At 70.7% G+C, this 16,066-nt stretch carries 15 protein-coding genes; 4 read left to right on the top strand and 11 right to left on the bottom strand.

Features of this window, described 5'->3' with window-relative positions:
- Positions 1-4 precede the first annotated feature (4 nt).
- The 3 genes from AB0I12_RS28735 to AB0I12_RS28725 all read right to left on the bottom strand — a co-directional run bounded on the left by AB0I12_RS28735 (position 5) and on the right by AB0I12_RS28725 (position 2,386).
- Complete coding sequence (locus tag AB0I12_RS28735) at positions 5-760, bottom strand: ThuA domain-containing protein (protein ID WP_359935297.1); 756 nt, start codon at positions 758-760, stop codon at positions 5-7.
- Positions 744-1,829 carry a Gfo/Idh/MocA family oxidoreductase gene (locus AB0I12_RS28730; protein ID WP_355696640.1) on the bottom strand — a complete coding sequence of 362 codons (1,086 nt, stop codon included), beginning with the start codon at positions 1,827-1,829 and terminating at the stop codon, positions 744-746. The genes AB0I12_RS28735 and AB0I12_RS28730 overlap by 17 nt, the downstream gene beginning before the upstream one ends.
- Positions 1,830-1,939: 110 nt before the next feature.
- Positions 1,940-2,386, bottom strand: coding sequence for a metallopeptidase family protein (locus AB0I12_RS28725; RefSeq protein ID WP_355473422.1), 447 nt, complete (start codon positions 2,384-2,386; stop codon positions 1,940-1,942).
- Positions 2,387-2,417: 31 nt separating this feature from the next.
- Between AB0I12_RS28725 and AB0I12_RS28720 the strand changes: the two genes are divergently transcribed.
- Positions 2,418-2,801, top strand: coding sequence for a DUF3499 domain-containing protein (locus AB0I12_RS28720; RefSeq protein WP_355696637.1), 384 nt, complete (start codon positions 2,418-2,420; stop codon positions 2,799-2,801).
- A gap of 6 nt (positions 2,802-2,807) precedes the next feature.
- On the opposite strand, the gene AB0I12_RS28715 is transcribed toward AB0I12_RS28720, so the two are convergent.
- The 4 genes from AB0I12_RS28715 to AB0I12_RS28700 form a co-directional block, all read right to left on the bottom strand.
- A complete protein-coding gene (locus tag AB0I12_RS28715; RefSeq protein ID WP_359935294.1) occupies positions 2,808-4,289 on the bottom strand; it encodes a DUF5719 family protein in 1,482 nt (493 codons plus the stop codon).
- Positions 4,286-7,198: a glycosyltransferase family 2 protein gene (locus AB0I12_RS28710; RefSeq protein ID WP_359935292.1), complete on the bottom strand. Its 2,913-nt coding sequence runs from the start codon at positions 7,196-7,198 to the stop codon at positions 4,286-4,288. Before AB0I12_RS28710 ends, AB0I12_RS28715 begins: the two co-directional genes overlap by 4 nt.
- A gap of 205 nt (positions 7,199-7,403) precedes the next feature.
- Positions 7,404-7,670 (bottom strand): WhiB family transcriptional regulator, encoded by a 267-nt coding sequence (locus AB0I12_RS28705; RefSeq protein WP_132150138.1) that lies wholly within the window; start codon positions 7,668-7,670, stop codon positions 7,404-7,406.
- Between the two features lie 327 nt (positions 7,671-7,997).
- Complete coding sequence (locus tag AB0I12_RS28700; protein WP_359935290.1) at positions 7,998-9,260, bottom strand: hypothetical protein; 1,263 nt, start codon at positions 9,258-9,260, stop codon at positions 7,998-8,000.
- Between the two features lie 114 nt (positions 9,261-9,374).
- Here AB0I12_RS28700 and cofD point away from each other — a divergent pair, with 114 nt between their 5' ends.
- From cofD to AB0I12_RS28685, 3 genes are all read left to right on the top strand, one after another.
- Entirely contained in the window at positions 9,375-10,352 is a 978-nt protein-coding gene (gene cofD / locus AB0I12_RS28695; RefSeq protein WP_359935288.1) for a 2-phospho-L-lactate transferase, read from the top strand.
- Positions 10,349-11,323, top strand: coding sequence for a coenzyme F420-0:L-glutamate ligase (locus tag AB0I12_RS28690; protein ID WP_359935286.1), 975 nt, complete (start codon positions 10,349-10,351; stop codon positions 11,321-11,323). Before cofD ends, AB0I12_RS28690 begins: the two co-directional genes overlap by 4 nt.
- A gap of 85 nt (positions 11,324-11,408) precedes the next feature.
- Positions 11,409-12,125, top strand: a complete 717-nt coding sequence (locus tag AB0I12_RS28685) for a DUF3105 domain-containing protein (RefSeq protein ID WP_359935284.1) — start codon at positions 11,409-11,411, stop codon at positions 12,123-12,125.
- A 55-nt stretch (positions 12,126-12,180) separates the two neighbouring features.
- Here AB0I12_RS28685 and AB0I12_RS28680 read toward each other — a convergent pair whose 3' ends face one another.
- The 4 genes from AB0I12_RS28680 to AB0I12_RS28665 form a co-directional block, all read right to left on the bottom strand.
- The gene (locus AB0I12_RS28680) at positions 12,181-13,398 is read right to left on the bottom strand and encodes a DUF6596 domain-containing protein (protein WP_359935282.1); all 1,218 of its coding nucleotides are present in this window, start codon (positions 13,396-13,398) and stop codon (positions 12,181-12,183) included.
- Positions 13,398-13,763 (bottom strand): YciI family protein, encoded by a 366-nt coding sequence (locus tag AB0I12_RS28675; protein ID WP_359935280.1) that lies wholly within the window; start codon positions 13,761-13,763, stop codon positions 13,398-13,400. The genes AB0I12_RS28680 and AB0I12_RS28675 overlap by 1 nt, the downstream gene beginning before the upstream one ends.
- Positions 13,764-13,865: 102 nt before the next feature.
- Positions 13,866-14,960, bottom strand: coding sequence for a sugar phosphate nucleotidyltransferase (locus tag AB0I12_RS28670; RefSeq protein ID WP_359935278.1), 1,095 nt, complete (start codon positions 14,958-14,960; stop codon positions 13,866-13,868).
- Positions 14,961-14,971: 11 nt separating this feature from the next.
- Positions 14,972-16,042, bottom strand: a complete 1,071-nt coding sequence (locus AB0I12_RS28665) for an NAD(+)/NADH kinase (protein ID WP_359935276.1) — start codon at positions 16,040-16,042, stop codon at positions 14,972-14,974.
- Between the last annotated feature and the right edge of the window lie 24 nt (positions 16,043-16,066).

The raw sequence follows: 16,066 nt of genomic DNA, 5'->3' as shown, positions 1-16,066 counted from the left end.
AGCCTCAGGCCTTGTCGAACCAGCCGGCGTCCTTGCGGTGGTGGACCGTCGGGAGCTGCCGCGGGCTGGTCGGAGCGGCCCACCTCGCCGCGTTGGCGATGATCTGCTGGACCTCCGGCTGGTGGTACGTCGGGTACTCCTGGTCGCCGGGGCGGAAGTAGAAGACCCGGCCCTGGCCGCGGCGGTAGCAGCAACCCGAGCGGAACACCTCGCCGCCGGAGAACGAGCTGACGAAGACCAGCTCGTCCGGCTGCGGGATGTCGAACAGCTCGCCGTACATCTCCTCGCGCTCGATCACCAGCGGGTGCGGGATGCCCTGGGCGATCGGGTGCCCGGCGGCGACCGTCCAGATCAGCTCACGGTCGTTCTCCGCCCGCCAGTCGAGCGAGCAGGTGGTGCCCATCAGCTTGATGAAGATCTTGCTGAAGTGCGCCGAGTGCAGCGCGATCAGGCCCATGCCGGACAGCACGTGCTGCTGGACCCGGTCCACGACCGCGTCGTCGACGTCGCCGTGCGCGGCGTGACCCCACCAGGTGAGCACGTCGGTGTCGGCGAGCACCTCTTCGGTCAGGCCGTGCTCGTCCTGCTGCAGCCACGCCGTACGGACGACCACTTCCTGGCCGAGCTTGTCCCGCAGCGCGGCCGCGATCGTCTCGTGCATGGTGTCCGGGTAGACCTTGCGCACAGTCTCGTCGCGGCCCTCGTGGACGTTCTCGCCCCAGACGGTGACGCGGATCGGACCGTCAGTTGTCCTGGTCATTGAGCACAACCTCTCGTCCCGCCTTCGCCGAGGCGTAGCAGGCGTCGATGATCTCGGTCCGCAGCAGCGCCTCGGACCCGTTCTGGCCTTCCCACTCACCGCTCTTGACGATCCGGACGAACTCCGCGACGACCGCGCGGTGCCCGAGCCCGGCGCCGGTCGCCGGCTTCACCTCGGCCGGTACGCCGCCGACATCGGTGAAGATCCGCAGCGTGTCGTCGCTGGTGTAGTTCTGCACCTCGATCTTCGCGCCGCCGTCGGTACCGAACAGCTCGATGCCGAAGTTGTCGCCCGGCGCCCGGAACGTCGCCCAACTGGTCTCCAGCTGCAGCGCACCGCCGCCTTTCAGGCGCAGGTACGCCGTGGCCAGGTCCTCCACCTCGAACGCCGAACCGAGCGTGTTCGCGTTCGGGTCGCGGCTGCCCTTGCCGCGCGGGCCGAGCTCGGCGAAGGTGTCCGCGGAGACCGTGGTCACCTGCGGCTCGCCCATCAGGTGCAGCGCCATGTCGAGGATGTGCACCCCGAGGTCGATCAGCGGGCCGCCGCCGGACAGCTCCCGGTTCGTGAACCAGCCGCCCATCCCCGGAATGCCGTTGCGGCGCATCCAGTGCGCCTTCGCGTAGTAGATCCGGCCGAGCTGGCCCTCGTCGATCTGGTGCTTGAGCGCCGCGACGTCACCGCGCTCGCGGTGGTTGAAGACGACCTTCAGCACCCGGCCGGCCTTCTTGGAGGCCTCGACCATCGCGGTGCCCTCGGCCACCGTCCGCGCCAGCGGCTTCTCGGACAGCACGTGCAGACCCTTCTCGAGCGCCTTGAGGGCGATCGGGGCGTGCAGCTGCGTCGGCGTACCGATGCTGACCGCTTCCAGGCCCGGGGTCTCGAGCAGGTCCTCCCACTTCTCGTACAGATGCGGTACGCCGTGCTTCTCGCCCAGGCTGGTCAGGACGTCCTTCTCCAGACCCGCCAGCGCGATCACCTCGACGTCCGGCAGCTCGGAGAACGCCTCCAGCGCCGTCCGTCCGGCGAAGCCCAGCCCTACGACTCCGACCCGCAGTTTTTGATCGTTCACAAAGACGATCCTCTCCCGATGACAACGAAGGACACAACCGCTTCCCACACTACGGAACAGGTTTCAACACCCGTCAACCGACTTGTTTTAACAGACCGGTAACGGGCAGCTCAGTCGTCGTCGGAATCGAAGTCCGGGTCGATCTGCTCCGGGGAGAGGGCCAGGACGTCGGCGAGCTCGAGGACCAGCGCGGAGCGGACCAGCCAGGCCAGGCCGGCGCCGGAGCGTTCGGCGCGGAGCTCGATCGGCCGCCGGAACACGACGATCCGGTACGGCTCGTGGGAGGTGCCGCCGGTGGCGTGCGTGAGCGGGATCTCGGTGGCGTCCAGGTCGAGGTTCGGCACGTCCTCGATCGCGAACTCGACCCGCGCGACCACCTGCGGCAGCCGCTTCTCCAGCCGCGTCACCTCGATCGCGACCACCTCGTCGAACTGTGCGGCGGCAGACCGCTGCAGCGGCAAGCCCCGCGGCGCGAACGTGCTCGGCCTGCTGATCGGGCCGAGCATGCCGCGGCCGTGGCGGTCGATGTGCCTGCGATGACGGCGAGCCTCGGTCACGCGCTCAGCCTAGTGGGGGTAACGTCTGTCCGTGAGCATCGCCAGGATCTGTTCGCGTGCCGGATGTCAGAAGCCGGCCGTCTCGACGCTCACCTACGTGTACGCCGACTCGACCTGTGTCCTCGGTCCGCTTGCGACGTACGCCGAGCCGCACTGCTACGACCTGTGCGCCGACCACGCCGACCGCCTCACCGCGCCGAACGGCTGGGAGGTCATCCGGCTCGCTCCGGACCCGGCCGCCGCCGGCCCGTCCTCGGACGACCTGGAAGCCCTGGCGAACGCGGTCCGCGAAGCAGCACGCCCGCTGCCGCGCCGCGAGCCCGGAGCCGGGACGCCGGGCGCCCCGGTCGAGGTGGCCCGCCGGCGCCACCTCCGCATGCTCCAGGACCCCGGCGCCAACACCAACGAAGGCTGACAGGGCCTAGCGCAGCGCGGCGCTCACGTCGGGCTGGGCGCCCAGCTGGGCGCGGAACACCAGTGACGTGTTCAGCGGCCAGGCGGCCACCTGCGGTACGTCGTCGTCCGCGGGCTTCGCCGCCGGCATCAACGTGACTCCCGCGACAACGCTCCCGCGCGTCTGCTGAACCATCAGGTACGTCGGCCGCGGCTGCGCCGGGAACGCGATCTGCGAGGTCGCGCCGCCGACGACGTCGAGGCTCCGCGTGCTCAGCACCCGGTCGACCGCGTCCCGCAGCTCGAACTTCACGCTCCCGTTCTTGCCCGGCGCGGTCACCTGCAGCAGCGCCGGCTGCTTGTGCGCCGGAATGACCAGGTACGCCGGTCCGGTCAGCGCCTCGGCCGACCCGATCGACGCGAACTCCTGCCGGCTCGCATCGGTCATCCGCATCGACGCGGTCACCGGCTGGTCCGAGCTCAGGGTGACACCGCTGGCGTCACCGTGCAGCACCGGATCGAGCATGAACGTCTTCACCGAGCCCGCCGCGATCTGCACGGTCTCCAGCCCCGCGGGCTTGAAGGGACCGTTCGGCCCGTTCACCGTCAGGCTCGCGGTCGCCTGCAGATCCGTGGGGTTCGCCACGGACAGGATCCGCAGGCCGCCGCCGGGCGCCACCGCCGGCACGAACACCTTGGTCGCGGGCGCCGCCGAGGCGTTCAGCCAGTCCACACCAGCCGGCTCGCTGCCGTTCGACGCGTTGGACCGGACCGCGGCCGCCACCCGTCCGCCGGTCGACTCCACGTGCAGAGCGAGGTCGCGGAGGTTCGGTGCGACCTGCTTGAGGTACAGCTCGGACGAGCCGCGCGCCGGGACCACGATGCCGCGCGCCGCGGGCAGGTCCTGGGCGCCGGTCCGCGCGTACACGCTGACGTTCACTTCCGCGTTGACCGTGTCCAGGTTGGTCAGCACCAGCACGTCCCGCCGGTCGCTCGCCCCGGACGCGCCGACGAACCAGAAATCCGAACCGGGCAGCTGGCACGGCACGCTCGCCATACCGCGGTTCACGCCTTCCTGCGCGGTCGTCGTGCTCGTGCCGACCGTGCCGGCGGCGAGCGGTCCGGTGCCCTGGATCGACAGCGTCTCCGGCTTCACCGCCAGCGCGCTCGATCCGATGGTGCCGCGCTTCAGCAGCGATCCGACCGGGTCCGACGTCGCGGGCAGCGGAGCGATCGACAGCGGCTCCGCGGTCCCGGGCGCGGTCGGCGTCCCGTCGGGCAGCGTCGGCGACACACCGTTCACCACGCTGGTCATCTTGCCGCCGGGAGCCAGCACCGGACAGGCCATGGCGGTCCGGTTCACGACCGTGCGGGCCGGCTCGGTGACCGCGGCCTCCACCCGGGTGTCGGCCTTCTTCGGATGGGTGACCACTCCGAGCCCGGCCAGTGCGGCCATGGCCAGGACAACGGCTCCGATCCGCAGCCGCGGGTCGGACAGCAACCGGCTCACCGGACCCTCCTCGCGTGGGTGCCCTGCGGTACGGCGACGGTGCGGCGCACGGTCGGCAGGCAGAAGATCAGCGCGAGGATCCAGCCGATCAGGCCGAGGATCCGCCACACCATGTGGGTCTGGTCGACCAGCGGCGTCTTGCCCTCGACCTTCGAACGGTCCACCAGCCACGAGGCGTCACCGTCGTTCGCACTGGCCCTGGTCAGGCCGGGCAGGGAGTCGAGCGTCGACTGCAGCGTCGGATCCACCGGACCGGGCAGGTACACGTAGTCGATCGCGAGAGCGGCCAACTGCCGGCCCTCCTCGCCGCTACCGCCGCCGCCGAGAGTCGCCAGGACATCGGTGAGCGGCTTGGTCTGCGCCGCCGTCGGCGCCGCCTCGAGCGAACCCATCCGCGGTCCGCCGTCCTTGACCAGCGAGAACCGCATCTGCCCCTCGGGCGCCTTCCGCACCACCAGGATCGACTGGTTCTCCGGCGGATCCTGGGCGGCGACGAGGTACGCCGGGAGGTCCTGAGCGGGGCCGCGCCACAGCGGGCCGTCGGTCCCGCGCACCAACCAGAAGCCGGCCGTCACGACAGTCGTCAGCAGCACGACACCAAGTACGCCTTGGACGATGAGCTCGGTGGACTTGCCGACCGAGTCCCACGCGACCGTGACGGTGATGATCCAGCCCGCGGTCATCAGGAACATCAGCGGGCCGCTGCCGCCGCCGAGCCGGCTGGCGACCAGCGTCCCGGCCAGACCGGCCAGCGCGGCGAACCAGCCGAGCAACTCGTACCGCTGCCGCGACTGACGCAGCAGGCTGACGAGCGCCACGAGAATCAGCGGTACGACGAACCACCACGGCGTCGGCGCACCGATCGGCGTACCGGTCAGCAGATGCGGCAGGCTGTCGCCCGGACCGATCGCCGCGGTCGGCGGACCGCCCGCCTCCTGCCCCAGCTTCGACGGGTGCCGCACCAGGTCGATCGTCCACGGCAGCACGAGCAGCAGACCGAGGACGACCGAGAACACCAGCTGCCGTCCCTGTCGCCGCCAGCCGAGCCCGAACACCGCGCCGAGGACGAGGCAGACACCGACCAGCAGACCCAGCGCCGGAGTGAACGCCAGGAGCACTGCGAGGCAGATCCCGGCGAACCACGCGGCCCGCCAGCTGCCCTGGACGTAGACGCGTCGCCGCCGTGCGACGGTGTGCACAGCCGCTCCGAGCAGCGGCAGCACGATCGCCGCCACACACGTCCCGAGCCGGCCCTGCGTGATCGCGCCGTTCGTGAAGACTGCCAGCCCGTACGCCGTTGCGCCCCAGGCCCGTGCCACTCGGTCGACGACGAACGAGCGCAGCAACGCCCACGCGGCCAGCGCGGCCAGCGGAACCGCGCCGAGCAGCAGGACATTCGTCGCTCCGCCCGGGCCGAACATGACCGTCGAGAACGCCCAGAACTGGGCCAACCAGGCAGGCGGGGTCACGCCGGGCGGCGCAGATGCCGCCGCATGCCACAACGCCGCAAGGCTCTCGTGCGCCGGCAACAGCAGATGGGAGCGCAGGACTCCGCCGCCGATCAGCTCGCGGGCCGCGATCAGCGCACCGATCGCCAGCACCACCCACGCGACCAGGAACGGCCGCCGGATCAGCTGCCGCCGCCACCTCGGTTGGTCGACCGCTACCCGCGCGGTCGACTTCGCGCGGCGTGCGGTCGTGACGACCTGCTCCTCCGGCTCGTCCGCCCAGGCTTCACGGATCCGCTCGGAGATCGTGCTGGTCGTTTCCTCCAGGTTGTGCCGCAATGCGTGCACCGACCGGGAGAACAAGTTCTTGATGTCGTCGTACGGAACCTGGTTGAGATTCCGGCGGTTCCTGCGGGCCTGGGTCCAGCCGCCGGCCAGCAGGGTGCCCAGCAACGCGGTCCACTCGTCGACCGCGCCGGACGGCGTCTTGCCGAGCAGGAACCAGATCGACCGCATCACGGCGCCGAACAGGAACCGCAGGATCAGCAGCGGCAGCAGCTTGCCCGGGGCGTTCGCGAGAACGGTGTAGTACGCATGGGCACGGTCGAGCTGGTACGCGTGCCGCCGGGTGCCGGCCAGCGCCCGCTCACCGGTCGCCGCGGCCTGTGCGTGGTAGACGACCGCGTCCGGCGCCACACCGACCTGGTAGCCGGCGCGGCTGGCGCGCCAGCCGAAGTCGATGTCGTCGCGGAACATCGGCAGCCGCGGGTCGAAACCGTGCAGCGCCTCCCAGACGTCGCGACGGACGAGCATGCCGGCCGAGCTGACGGCGAGCACGTTGCGCAGCTGGTCGTGCTGTCCCTGGTCCAGCTCGCCGTTCTCGACACCGGTGTCGCGGCGGCCGCCGAGCGACGTGGTGACGCCGACCTCGAGCAGCTCGCGGTCCCGCGGCCAGAGCCGCAGCTTCGGACCCCAGACGCCGGTGTTCGGCGACATAGTGGCCTGGAGCAACAATTTCTCCAGGGCCTTCGGCGCCGGCGCGCAGTCGTCGTGCAGCAGCCAGAGCCACTCCACGACCGGCATGTGGCCGTCGTCGCCGTACGGACCGACGGCGCTCGGGATCGGCGCGAACCCGTGCGCCTCGAGACCGCGCGCGACCGCGGTTCCGAAGCCGGTCCGCGCGGAGACGCTGACCACCGGCTCCACGCCGGGCATCGCGGCGAGCAGTTCGGCGGTCTCGTCGGTGGATCCGGTGTCGACCGCGATCAGCCGGTCCGGGCGTGGGTTGAGCGCCCACAACGCCTCGGACAGCCGCGGCAGCCAGGCCGCGCCTTCATGCCCGACCACCACCGCGGTGACGACATGCCGGACCCGCGGACGACCCATCGGGTCGTCGATGTGATCGGTCGGGAAATCGACGGAGTCGAAGAATTCCCAGCCGGCCGGGGCTTCTTGTTCCATGCGGAGCTGTGACACCTCGATGCTTGCGGACGGTCACCGCGACCGCAGGTCCCGGCGAGGAATCACCATACAGCCGCCCGCCGAACGCTGTGTCCAACTCCCCCGCCCCACCACCCCGGTCAAGAAAGCCGCGGGCCCCGGGGGTGATCACCCCGGGGCCTCGCGGAAGTCCGTCGTGTAGTTGTTGCTGCTGGTGTTCGGACCGTCAGACGGCCTTCTTCTTCAGCTTGCGGCGTTCCCGTTCCGACAGGCCGCCCCAGATCCCGAAGCGTTCGTCGTTCTGCAGCGCGTACTCGAGGCATTCGCCCCGGACGTCGCAGCCGAGGCACACCTTCTTGGCCTCGCGGGTGGATCCGCCCTTCTCCGGGAAGAAAGCCTCTGGATCGGTCTGGGCGCACAGCGCCCGTTCCTGCCAGTTCGGCTCCTCCTCGATCGCCTCACCGTCGACAATCGCCATCAGGCCCTCTGTCACGGTACGACCTCCTCGACCCTGTTCGTTCCCCTGTACATGTGGGTTTGCGGTCCACATGCCTGACCTCGTCCGTCCTGCGCTCTGCAACGGTCCCCGATACCGAGTGTCCTAACGAACGACACGGTTGAAATTACATTCCTGCAATCCACGAAAGTCAAGCCGTGCTCTGCTATTGGGATCATCCGCAACATGCCCGCAAAAGAACGAGAGGCCTGTAGATACAGGCCTCTCGCGCTGTGTACCCGGGCACAAACCTGATGTTGCCGGGATTTTCCCGTAGAGCTCGGTAAGGGCTTGCTGTCGCAGACCGCCCGAACTGTTGCCCGATCAGGAAGGCTGCGACCACCAGCCCTGCTGACCCTGACCCTGCTGGTTCTGGTCGTTCTTGTCGGGGTCGACCCGCGGGTCGACCCGGGTCTCGTCGGCGGACTCGGCCTGCGGCTCGCTCGGCTTCGGCTCCGCTGCCGGCGTCTCGTCGGCCTGCCAGGCCTGCTCCTGCTGCCACGCCTGCTGGGCGGGCTGAGCTTCGGCCTGCTCCTGGGAACCCTCTGCAGCGCCGTGCTCCGGCTGGCCCCACTCCTGACCGGACGCAGCCTGCTGGCCGTACTCCTGGCCCGCGGGGGTCTGCTGGCCGTACTCCTGGCCGCCCCACTGCTGCTGACCGGCGTCGGCGCCGCCCCACTGCTGCTCCTGCGGCCACTGCTGGGCCTGCTGACCCTGCTCCTGGCCGCCCCACTGCTGCTGGCCTTCGGAGCTCCACGCCTGCGTCGGCTCGACGCCCTGACCCTCGGCGGGCCACGCCTGCTCGGCGCCCGGCTGCGCACCGTGCTGCGCCGCGTGCTGACCGTGCTGCTGGGCCTCGGCCTCACCGGCGGACCAGTTCTGCTGCTGCTCGCCCTGGTTCCAGCCCTGCTCCTGCGGCCACTGCTGGCCCTGGTCCTGGCCGGCGGCGTAGCCACCAGCGGCACCCGCAGCTGCGCCGGCCGCGTAACCGCCGTACTGCTGGCCCTGGTCGTACTGACCGCCGTACTGCTGGCCCTGCTGCTCGTAGCCCTGCTGGCCGTAGCCCTGCTGCTGACCGTACGGCGCCTGCTGGCCGAACTGACCCGGCTGCCCCTGCTGCTGGAACTGGCCCGGCTTCGGCGCACGCACCGGCGCGGGCAGGGTCTGGAACGTCTTCAGCGCGTACAGGCCGACACCGCCGTACAGCGCGAGACCGCCGATCGAGGCGATGAAGCCGACGATCTTGTCACCGGTCGTGCCGCTGCCGTTGAACTGCGCGAACGTGGCGATCAGGCCGATCAGCAGGAGCAGACCGGTGACGACGAGCGCGCCCAGCACGACGATCCGCGCGTTCGGCGTCCGCTCGCCTTCGTTGACCAGCCAGACCGCACCGACCAGCGCGGCGATCACCACCAGCGACGGGAAGGCCGGCGGGACGATCAGGCTGTGCACGCCACCGGACGCGGCGACGAAGCCGATCCCGCCGACGAACAACTGGAACAGCGAGGCCAGCGCGAGCAGGCCGGTGAATGCGAGCAAGATGTACGCGACCGGCTCTCTGAGCTTCTTGGTTGCGTCGGTGACCACGAGGGCTCCTCGGATGTTGGGGGGCCGTACAACTGAGCTGTGCGGATGTGCTGACTCACCGCAGCATAGTCGTGCGGTGGTCCGACGCATTGACGACTCGGGCAGACTCTTCCCATGCGATTGACAGTGCTGGCCGGCGGCATCGGCGGCTCCACCTTCCTGCGCGGCCTCCTGAAGGCCCGCCCGGACGCCGAGATCACCGTCGTGGGGAACACCGCGGACGACATCACCCTGTTCGGTCTGCGGGTCTGTCCCGACCTGGACACCGTGATGTACACGCTCGGCGGCGGCATCTCGGAGGAGCGGAAGTGGGGCCGCGAGGACGAGACCTGGGTGATCAAGGAGGAGCTCGCGGCGTACGGCGTGGAGCCGACCTGGTTCGGGCTCGGCGACCGGGACGTGGCGACGCACCTGGTGCGCACCCAGATGCTGGACGCCGGCTTCACACTCAGCGCGGTCACCGAGGCGCTCTGCAGCCGGTGGAAGCTGCCGGTGCGGTTGCTGCCGATGAGCGACGACCGGATCGAGACCCACGTGGTGGTGGACGACCCCGAGCAGCCCGGGCGGCGCAAAGCCATTCATTTCCAGGAGTACTGGGTGCGCTACCAGGCCGAGGTCCCCGCGCACCAAATCGTTGCCGTCGGCGCCGACAAGGCCAAGCCCGCACCCGGCGTACTGGAGGCGATCGCGGACTGCGACGTGCTGATCGTGCCGCCGTCCAACCCGGTCGTCTCGGTCGGCACCATCCTCGGCGTGCCCGGGATCCGGGACGCGGTGCGGGAGACCGCGGCGCCGGTCATCGGGCTGTCGCCGATCATCGGCACCGGACCGGTCCGCGGTATGGCGGACAAAGTGCTCGCCACTGTCGGTGTGGCGTCGACGGCGTCGGCGGTCGCGCGGTACTACGGCTCCCGCACCTCCGGCGGCGTCCTGGACGGCTGGCTGATCGACACCTCCGACGCGATCCAGGCGGACTCGATCGCCGGCGCCGGAATTCACGTCCAGGCCGTGCCGTTGTGGATGACGGACGAGACCACCACCGCCGCGATGGCTGACGCGGCACTGACCCTCGCGGAGGCCGTACGGCGATGAGGAAGCACCTGGAGATCTTCCCGGTGACCGGACTGCCGGAGGTGACGGCCGGCGACGACCTGGCCGCACTGATCGCCGACGGCACCGACCTGCGCGACGGCGACGTCGTCTCGGTGACGTCGAAGATCGTCAGCAAGGCGGAGGGCCGGCTGACGCACGGCACCCGTCGGGAGGCGGTCGACGCCGAGCTGGTGCGGGTCGTCGCGCAGCGTGGCGAGACCCGGATCGTGCAGACCCGGCACGGCCTGGTGATGGCCGCCGCGGGCACGGACACGTCCAACACGGCGCCCGGCACAGTCCTGTTGCTCCCGGTCGACCCGGACGCGTCGGCGCGCGCCCTGCGAGCCGAGTTGAAGCAGCGGCACGACGTCAACGTCGGGATCGTCGTCACGGACACGCTCGGCCGCCCGTGGCGCAACGGCCAGACCGACCTCGCGATCGGCGCCGCCGGCGTCCGCGTCGTTGAGGATCTCCGCGGTACGACGGACAGCCACGGCAACGTCCTCGCGGTGACCGAGCCGGCGCTGGCCGACGAGATCGCGAGCGCCAGCGAACTGGTGAAGGGCAAGGCCGACGGCGTGCCGGTCGCGGTACTGCGTGGGCTGGACGACGCCGTGCTGCCTGTCGGTGAGCACGGGCCGGGTGCGCGGGCGCTGGTCCGGGACGCCGAGGCCGACATGTTCAGCCTCGGGACGCGGGAGGCCGCGCGCGCCGCCGTCCTCGACCGGCAGCCGCCGACCGGGCCGCGGGAGGCCGACCCGACGCTGTGGGCAGGACTGCTCGCTGACGTCGACGGCGTCCGCCTGGATGTCGCTGACAACGCTGTCACGGTGTTCGGCGACGAGCCCGTGACCGTCGGCGTGGTGGCCGAGCGGCTCGCCGTCCTGCTGCATGCCGAGGGGTACGGCGTCACGGTGCGGCCGGGCCCGGGCGGCGAGGCGACGGTCACGTTCGGCTCACGGTCGAAGTAGTTTTCTAGGCAACTTCTTAGGGTCACCTCGTACACTGCCTTCGCCAGGCGGCGCGGTGGCCGCCCCTTCCGGGAAGACCAACACTGTGGGTAAAGCGTCGTCGCAGAAGCAGTCGCGCCGCGAGATGATCGAGAAGATGCAGCGCGAGCAGGCGCGGTCGGACCGCCGCCGCACGATCCTCATCGTGGTGTGCTCGATCGTGGTCGGCCTGGCCATCATCGCCTACCCGGCGATCAAGCTGATCCAGGACTCCCGGACCAAGAACCAGACCCTGACCGACTTCGGCGTCGCCGCGTCGGCGGCGTCCTGCGACGCGGTCACCAACGACGACGGCGGCGGCACCCAGGACCACCGCCCCGACGGCGAGAAGATCATGTACCCGGTGTCTCCGCCGTCCTCCGGCCCGCACTACCCGAACTGGGCGCCGTTCGACAAGAAGTTCTACTCCACCGGCGACCGGCCCGCGGTCGAGAACCTGGTGCACAACCTGGAGCACGGCTACACGATCCTCTGGTACCGGGACACGCTGCCGAAGGACCAGATCGACCAGATCGAGAAGATCGCCAAGTCGAAGCTCCCGGACAGCTCCCTCAACAAGTTCATCGCCGCCCCCTTCAAGCAGGACGAGGGCAAGGCCTGGCCGGACGGCAAGAACCTGGCGTTCGCCCACTGGAGCGGCCCGGACGCCTCCAACAAGTCCTTCGGCCACCGCCAGTTCTGCGGCTCGGTCAGCGGCGACGCCCTGAAGCAGTTCATGGACAAGTACCCGGCCACCGACGCCCAGGAGCCGAACGGCGGCTGACGCCGAGCCCAGTGCGCAACGCCCCCGAGGAGCATCTCCTCGGGGGCGTTCTCGTTCAGTCCAGGGCGGCGGCCTTGCGGAGCAGGACCGAGCGTTCGGGCCGGTTGGGACAGAGCCGGGCAGCCAGTTCGAGTTCGGCGCGGGCCTCCGGGCGGCGGCCGAGGCGGGTGAGCAGTTCGCCGCGCACGGTGGGGACCAGATGGGACCCGGGCAGGCGGTCCGTGGCGATCAGCTCGTCGACGATGCGGAGCGCCTCGGCCGGGCCGGTGGCCATGGCTACCGCGACGGCTCGGTTGAGTTCGACGATCGGTGAGGGGGCGACGCGACCCAGGGCCTCGTACAGGACCACGATTCGGTCCCAGTCGGTGTCCTCGACGGACAGTGCCGACGCGTGGGCGGCGGCGATCGCGGCCTGCAGGCCGTACGGACCCAAGCCGCGGGTGGACGCCACGGTCAGCGCCGCGAGCCCACGCCGGATCGCCGCAAAGTCCCAGCGCGTCCGGTCCTGGTTCTCGAGGAGGATCGGCGTACCGTCGGGCGCGGTCCGGGCCGGGAAGCGTGCGGCGGTCAGCTCGCACAACGCGAGCAGGCCGTGGACCTCCGGCTCGGCCGGCAGCAACGCCGCCAGGGTGCGCGCCAGCCGGATCGCATCGTACGCGACGTCCGGCCGGACCAGCCGATCACCGGACGTGGCCGTCGAGCCCTCGGTGAAGATCACGTAGAGGACGCTGAGCACGCTGCTCAGCCGCTCCCGGCGATCGTCCGGCGGCGGCAGCTCGAACGGTATCCCGGCGGCGGCGATCGTCTTCTTGCCGCGGGTGATGCGCGCCTGCACGGTCGGCACCGGTACGAGGAACGCGCGGGCGATCTCCTCGCTGGACAGACCGGCCACGACGCGCAGGGTCAGCGCGATCCGGGCCTCGGGTGCGAGTACCGGGTGGCAGCTGATGAACATCAGCGCCAGGACGTCGTCGTCGATCGTCTCGGGATCGATCTCCTCGTCGAGCGGCGCAGCGGCCGCCAGCAGCGCGTACCGATCGCGCAGGGCGACGCGGCGGCGGATCACGTCGATGGCCCGCCGCCGGGCCGTGGTCATCAGCCAGCCGGCCGGATCGGCCGGGTAGTCGCGCGGCCACGCCTCCAGCGCCTCGGCCACCGCCTCCTGCGCCGCGTCCTCGGCCAGCCCGAAGTCGCCGGTGAACCGGGTCAGCGCGGCCACGATCCGCGCCGACTCGATCCGCCAGACAGCCGCGACGTCGGCCGCCGTACCCATCAGACTTCCGGGACCTCGTCGTCGCCGGCCACCCGGCGGACCTCGATCTTGGAACCGCGCGCCGCCGGGACCCGCTTCGCCCACTCGACCGCCTCGGACTGCGAGGCGACGTCCAGCAGGAAGTAGCCGCCGAACAGCTCCTTCGTCTCGCCGTACGGCCCGTCCGTGACCACCGGGGCCTCGCCGCCGAAGTCGACCACGACACCCCGCCGCGGATCGTCCAGCCCTTCGGCCGCCAGCAGCACGCCGTCCTTCAGCATCTCCTCGATCAGCTGCCGGGTGGCGGCCATCGACTCCTCGATCGAGGCCATCATCGCCGCGTTCGACTCGTCGGTCCCGCGCATGATCAGCATGTACTTCGGCATCGTGTCCTCCTCGTCCCGCGGAGCCGCCTCTCGGCCCTCGCCCCCACAGGTCGAACGGGAAGTCCCCGGATCGACAACGCTCCCGAAGAATTTCGCCGTGGGCTAGATATAGCTCGAGTGGTCGGACTGGACCTGGGCCACCAGGTCCTTCACGCGTTCGCCATCGGAGAGCGGGCAGACCATCGTGACGTCCTGGGTGTGGACGATGATGTGGCTGCGCAGGCCCACCGCGGCGACCAGGTGGTCCGGGTCGTCGGTGACGATGATGTTGTCGTGGGAGTCGAGCAGGCAGCTCAGCGTGACGCTGTCGGTGCGGTTGCCGTGCGCGTCGGCGGTGTAGGTGTCCGCGAGCGCGGCCCACGAGCCGACGTCCAGCCAGTGCACCGGCATCGGTACGACGACCACGTCCGCGTCGACCTTGCCCTGCGAGGCCGGCTCCATGACCGCGTAGTCGACGCTGATCTTGCGCAGGTTCGGGTAGATCCCGGCGAGCGTCGCCTCCCGCTCCGGGGTGTCCCAGACCGCGGCGACGTCACGCAGCCGCGCGGCCGACTCCGGCAGCAGCGCGTCGAGCACGTTCAGCACCGTCGACGCCTGCCACACGAACATCCCGGAGTTCCACCAGAACCGCCCGGTGGCCAGGTACTCCTCCGCGGTCTCCCGGTCCGGCTTCTCCCGGAAACGGTCCACGACGTACGCCGACGTACCCTCGATCGGGGCGCCGCGCTCGATGTAGCCGAGCCCGGTGTGCGGGTGCGTCGGCTCGATCCCGAACGTCACCAGCGACCGCGGACGCGCCTCCACCACCTCGAAGCCGTGCTCGATCGCGGCCCGGAACTCGTCCTCCGGGCTGATCAGGTGATCCGACCCGACGAACGCCACCACCGCGTCCGGGTCGTTGCGCGCGACCACCGCGGAGGCCAGGCCGACCGCGTTCGCGGTGTCCCGCCGGGCGGGCTCGCCGATGATGTTGTGCGGGCCGAGCTCCGGCAGCTCCTGGCGGACGACGTCGGTGATCGCGCCGACCGTGCAGACGTAGATGTTCTCCGGTTCCACCAGGCCGAGCAGCCGGTTGTACGCCACCCGCAGCAGCGACTGTCCCGCCGCCAGCGGCAGCACCTGCTTCGGCCTGTCGTCTCTGGACATCGGCCACAGCCGCGTCCCCGAACCACCCGCCAGGATCACCACGTTTCGCATGAGGAGAGACCCTACCGGTCGTCACCAGGCGGCTGCGGGATCCGCAGATGCTGCAGGTCCGGCGGCACCGGGGTGTTCGCGGGCTGCCAGAACAGCTCGGACTGCCCGTCGAGCGCCGTCGCGGGCGCGTCCGTGAGCCGGAAACGGTCCCGTAGCCGGCCGTAGAAGTCCGTCGGCCGCAGCCGGACCAGCCGCAGCCGCTGCGGCGACCCGTACACGCCGATCCAGTCGCCCGGGTCGAGGACGCCGCGCAACTGCCCGTCGATGCTGACCGCGGCCTGCCCCGAGTGCGGCAGCACCCGCAGCGCGATCGCCTCGTCCGGGGCCGCGACGACCGTCCGGTTGAAGGTCATGTGCGGGGCGACCGGGGTGAACACGATCGCTTCGGTGTTCGGCGACAGGATCGGGCCGCCGGCCGCGAAGCTGTACGCCGTCGAACCGGTCGGCGTCGCCACGATCACCGCGTCGGCCGAGTACGACGCCAGCAGCCGGCCGGACAGGTACACGCCGAGCGCCACCTGGTGGTCGCGGGCGAGCTTCTCCACGACCACGTCGTTCAACGCGGTCACGTCCAGCGCCATCCCCCAGCCGTCGCCCTCGGCCATCTCGTGCCGCACCGGCGGCGGGGGCAGCGCCGGCCCGTGCCCGTACCGCAGCAGCGACTCGATCCCGGTCGGGATCTCCAGCGGACGCGACGCGCGCATGGTCAGCGTCATCCGCTCCTCGTACGTCGCGCCGCCGTGCAGGACCGCCTCGAGCGCCTTCTCGACGTCCTTGCAGGCCACCTCGGTCAGGAAGCCGACCTTGCCGAGATCGACCCCGAGGACGGCGGCGTTGTTCTTGGCCGCGATCCGCGCGCCGCGCAGGAACGTCCCGTCGCCGCCGAGCGTGACAACGAGATCCGGGTCACCGGCGTGATGCAGCTCGTCGGTCCCGGTGCGCCGCTCCTGGTGGTCCTTCCAGACGTCGATGTCGGTGCAGCCGATGTCGTGCGCGGTCGCCCATTTGCGCACCGTCTCGGCCGTCTCCACCGCCACCGGCCGTCCCTGATGCACCACCAGCCCGAGCCGCTTGATCGCCACAAACCCTCCTCCGCGCTAGCCACC

Origin of the sequence: Kribbella sp. NPDC050459, assembly GCF_040655315.1 — a bacterium.
Taxonomy (GTDB): domain Bacteria; phylum Actinomycetota; class Actinomycetes; order Propionibacteriales; family Kribbellaceae; genus Kribbella.
The sequence above is the reverse complement of the archived record's forward strand: the minus strand, read 5'-3'. Positions and strand labels throughout refer to the sequence as shown.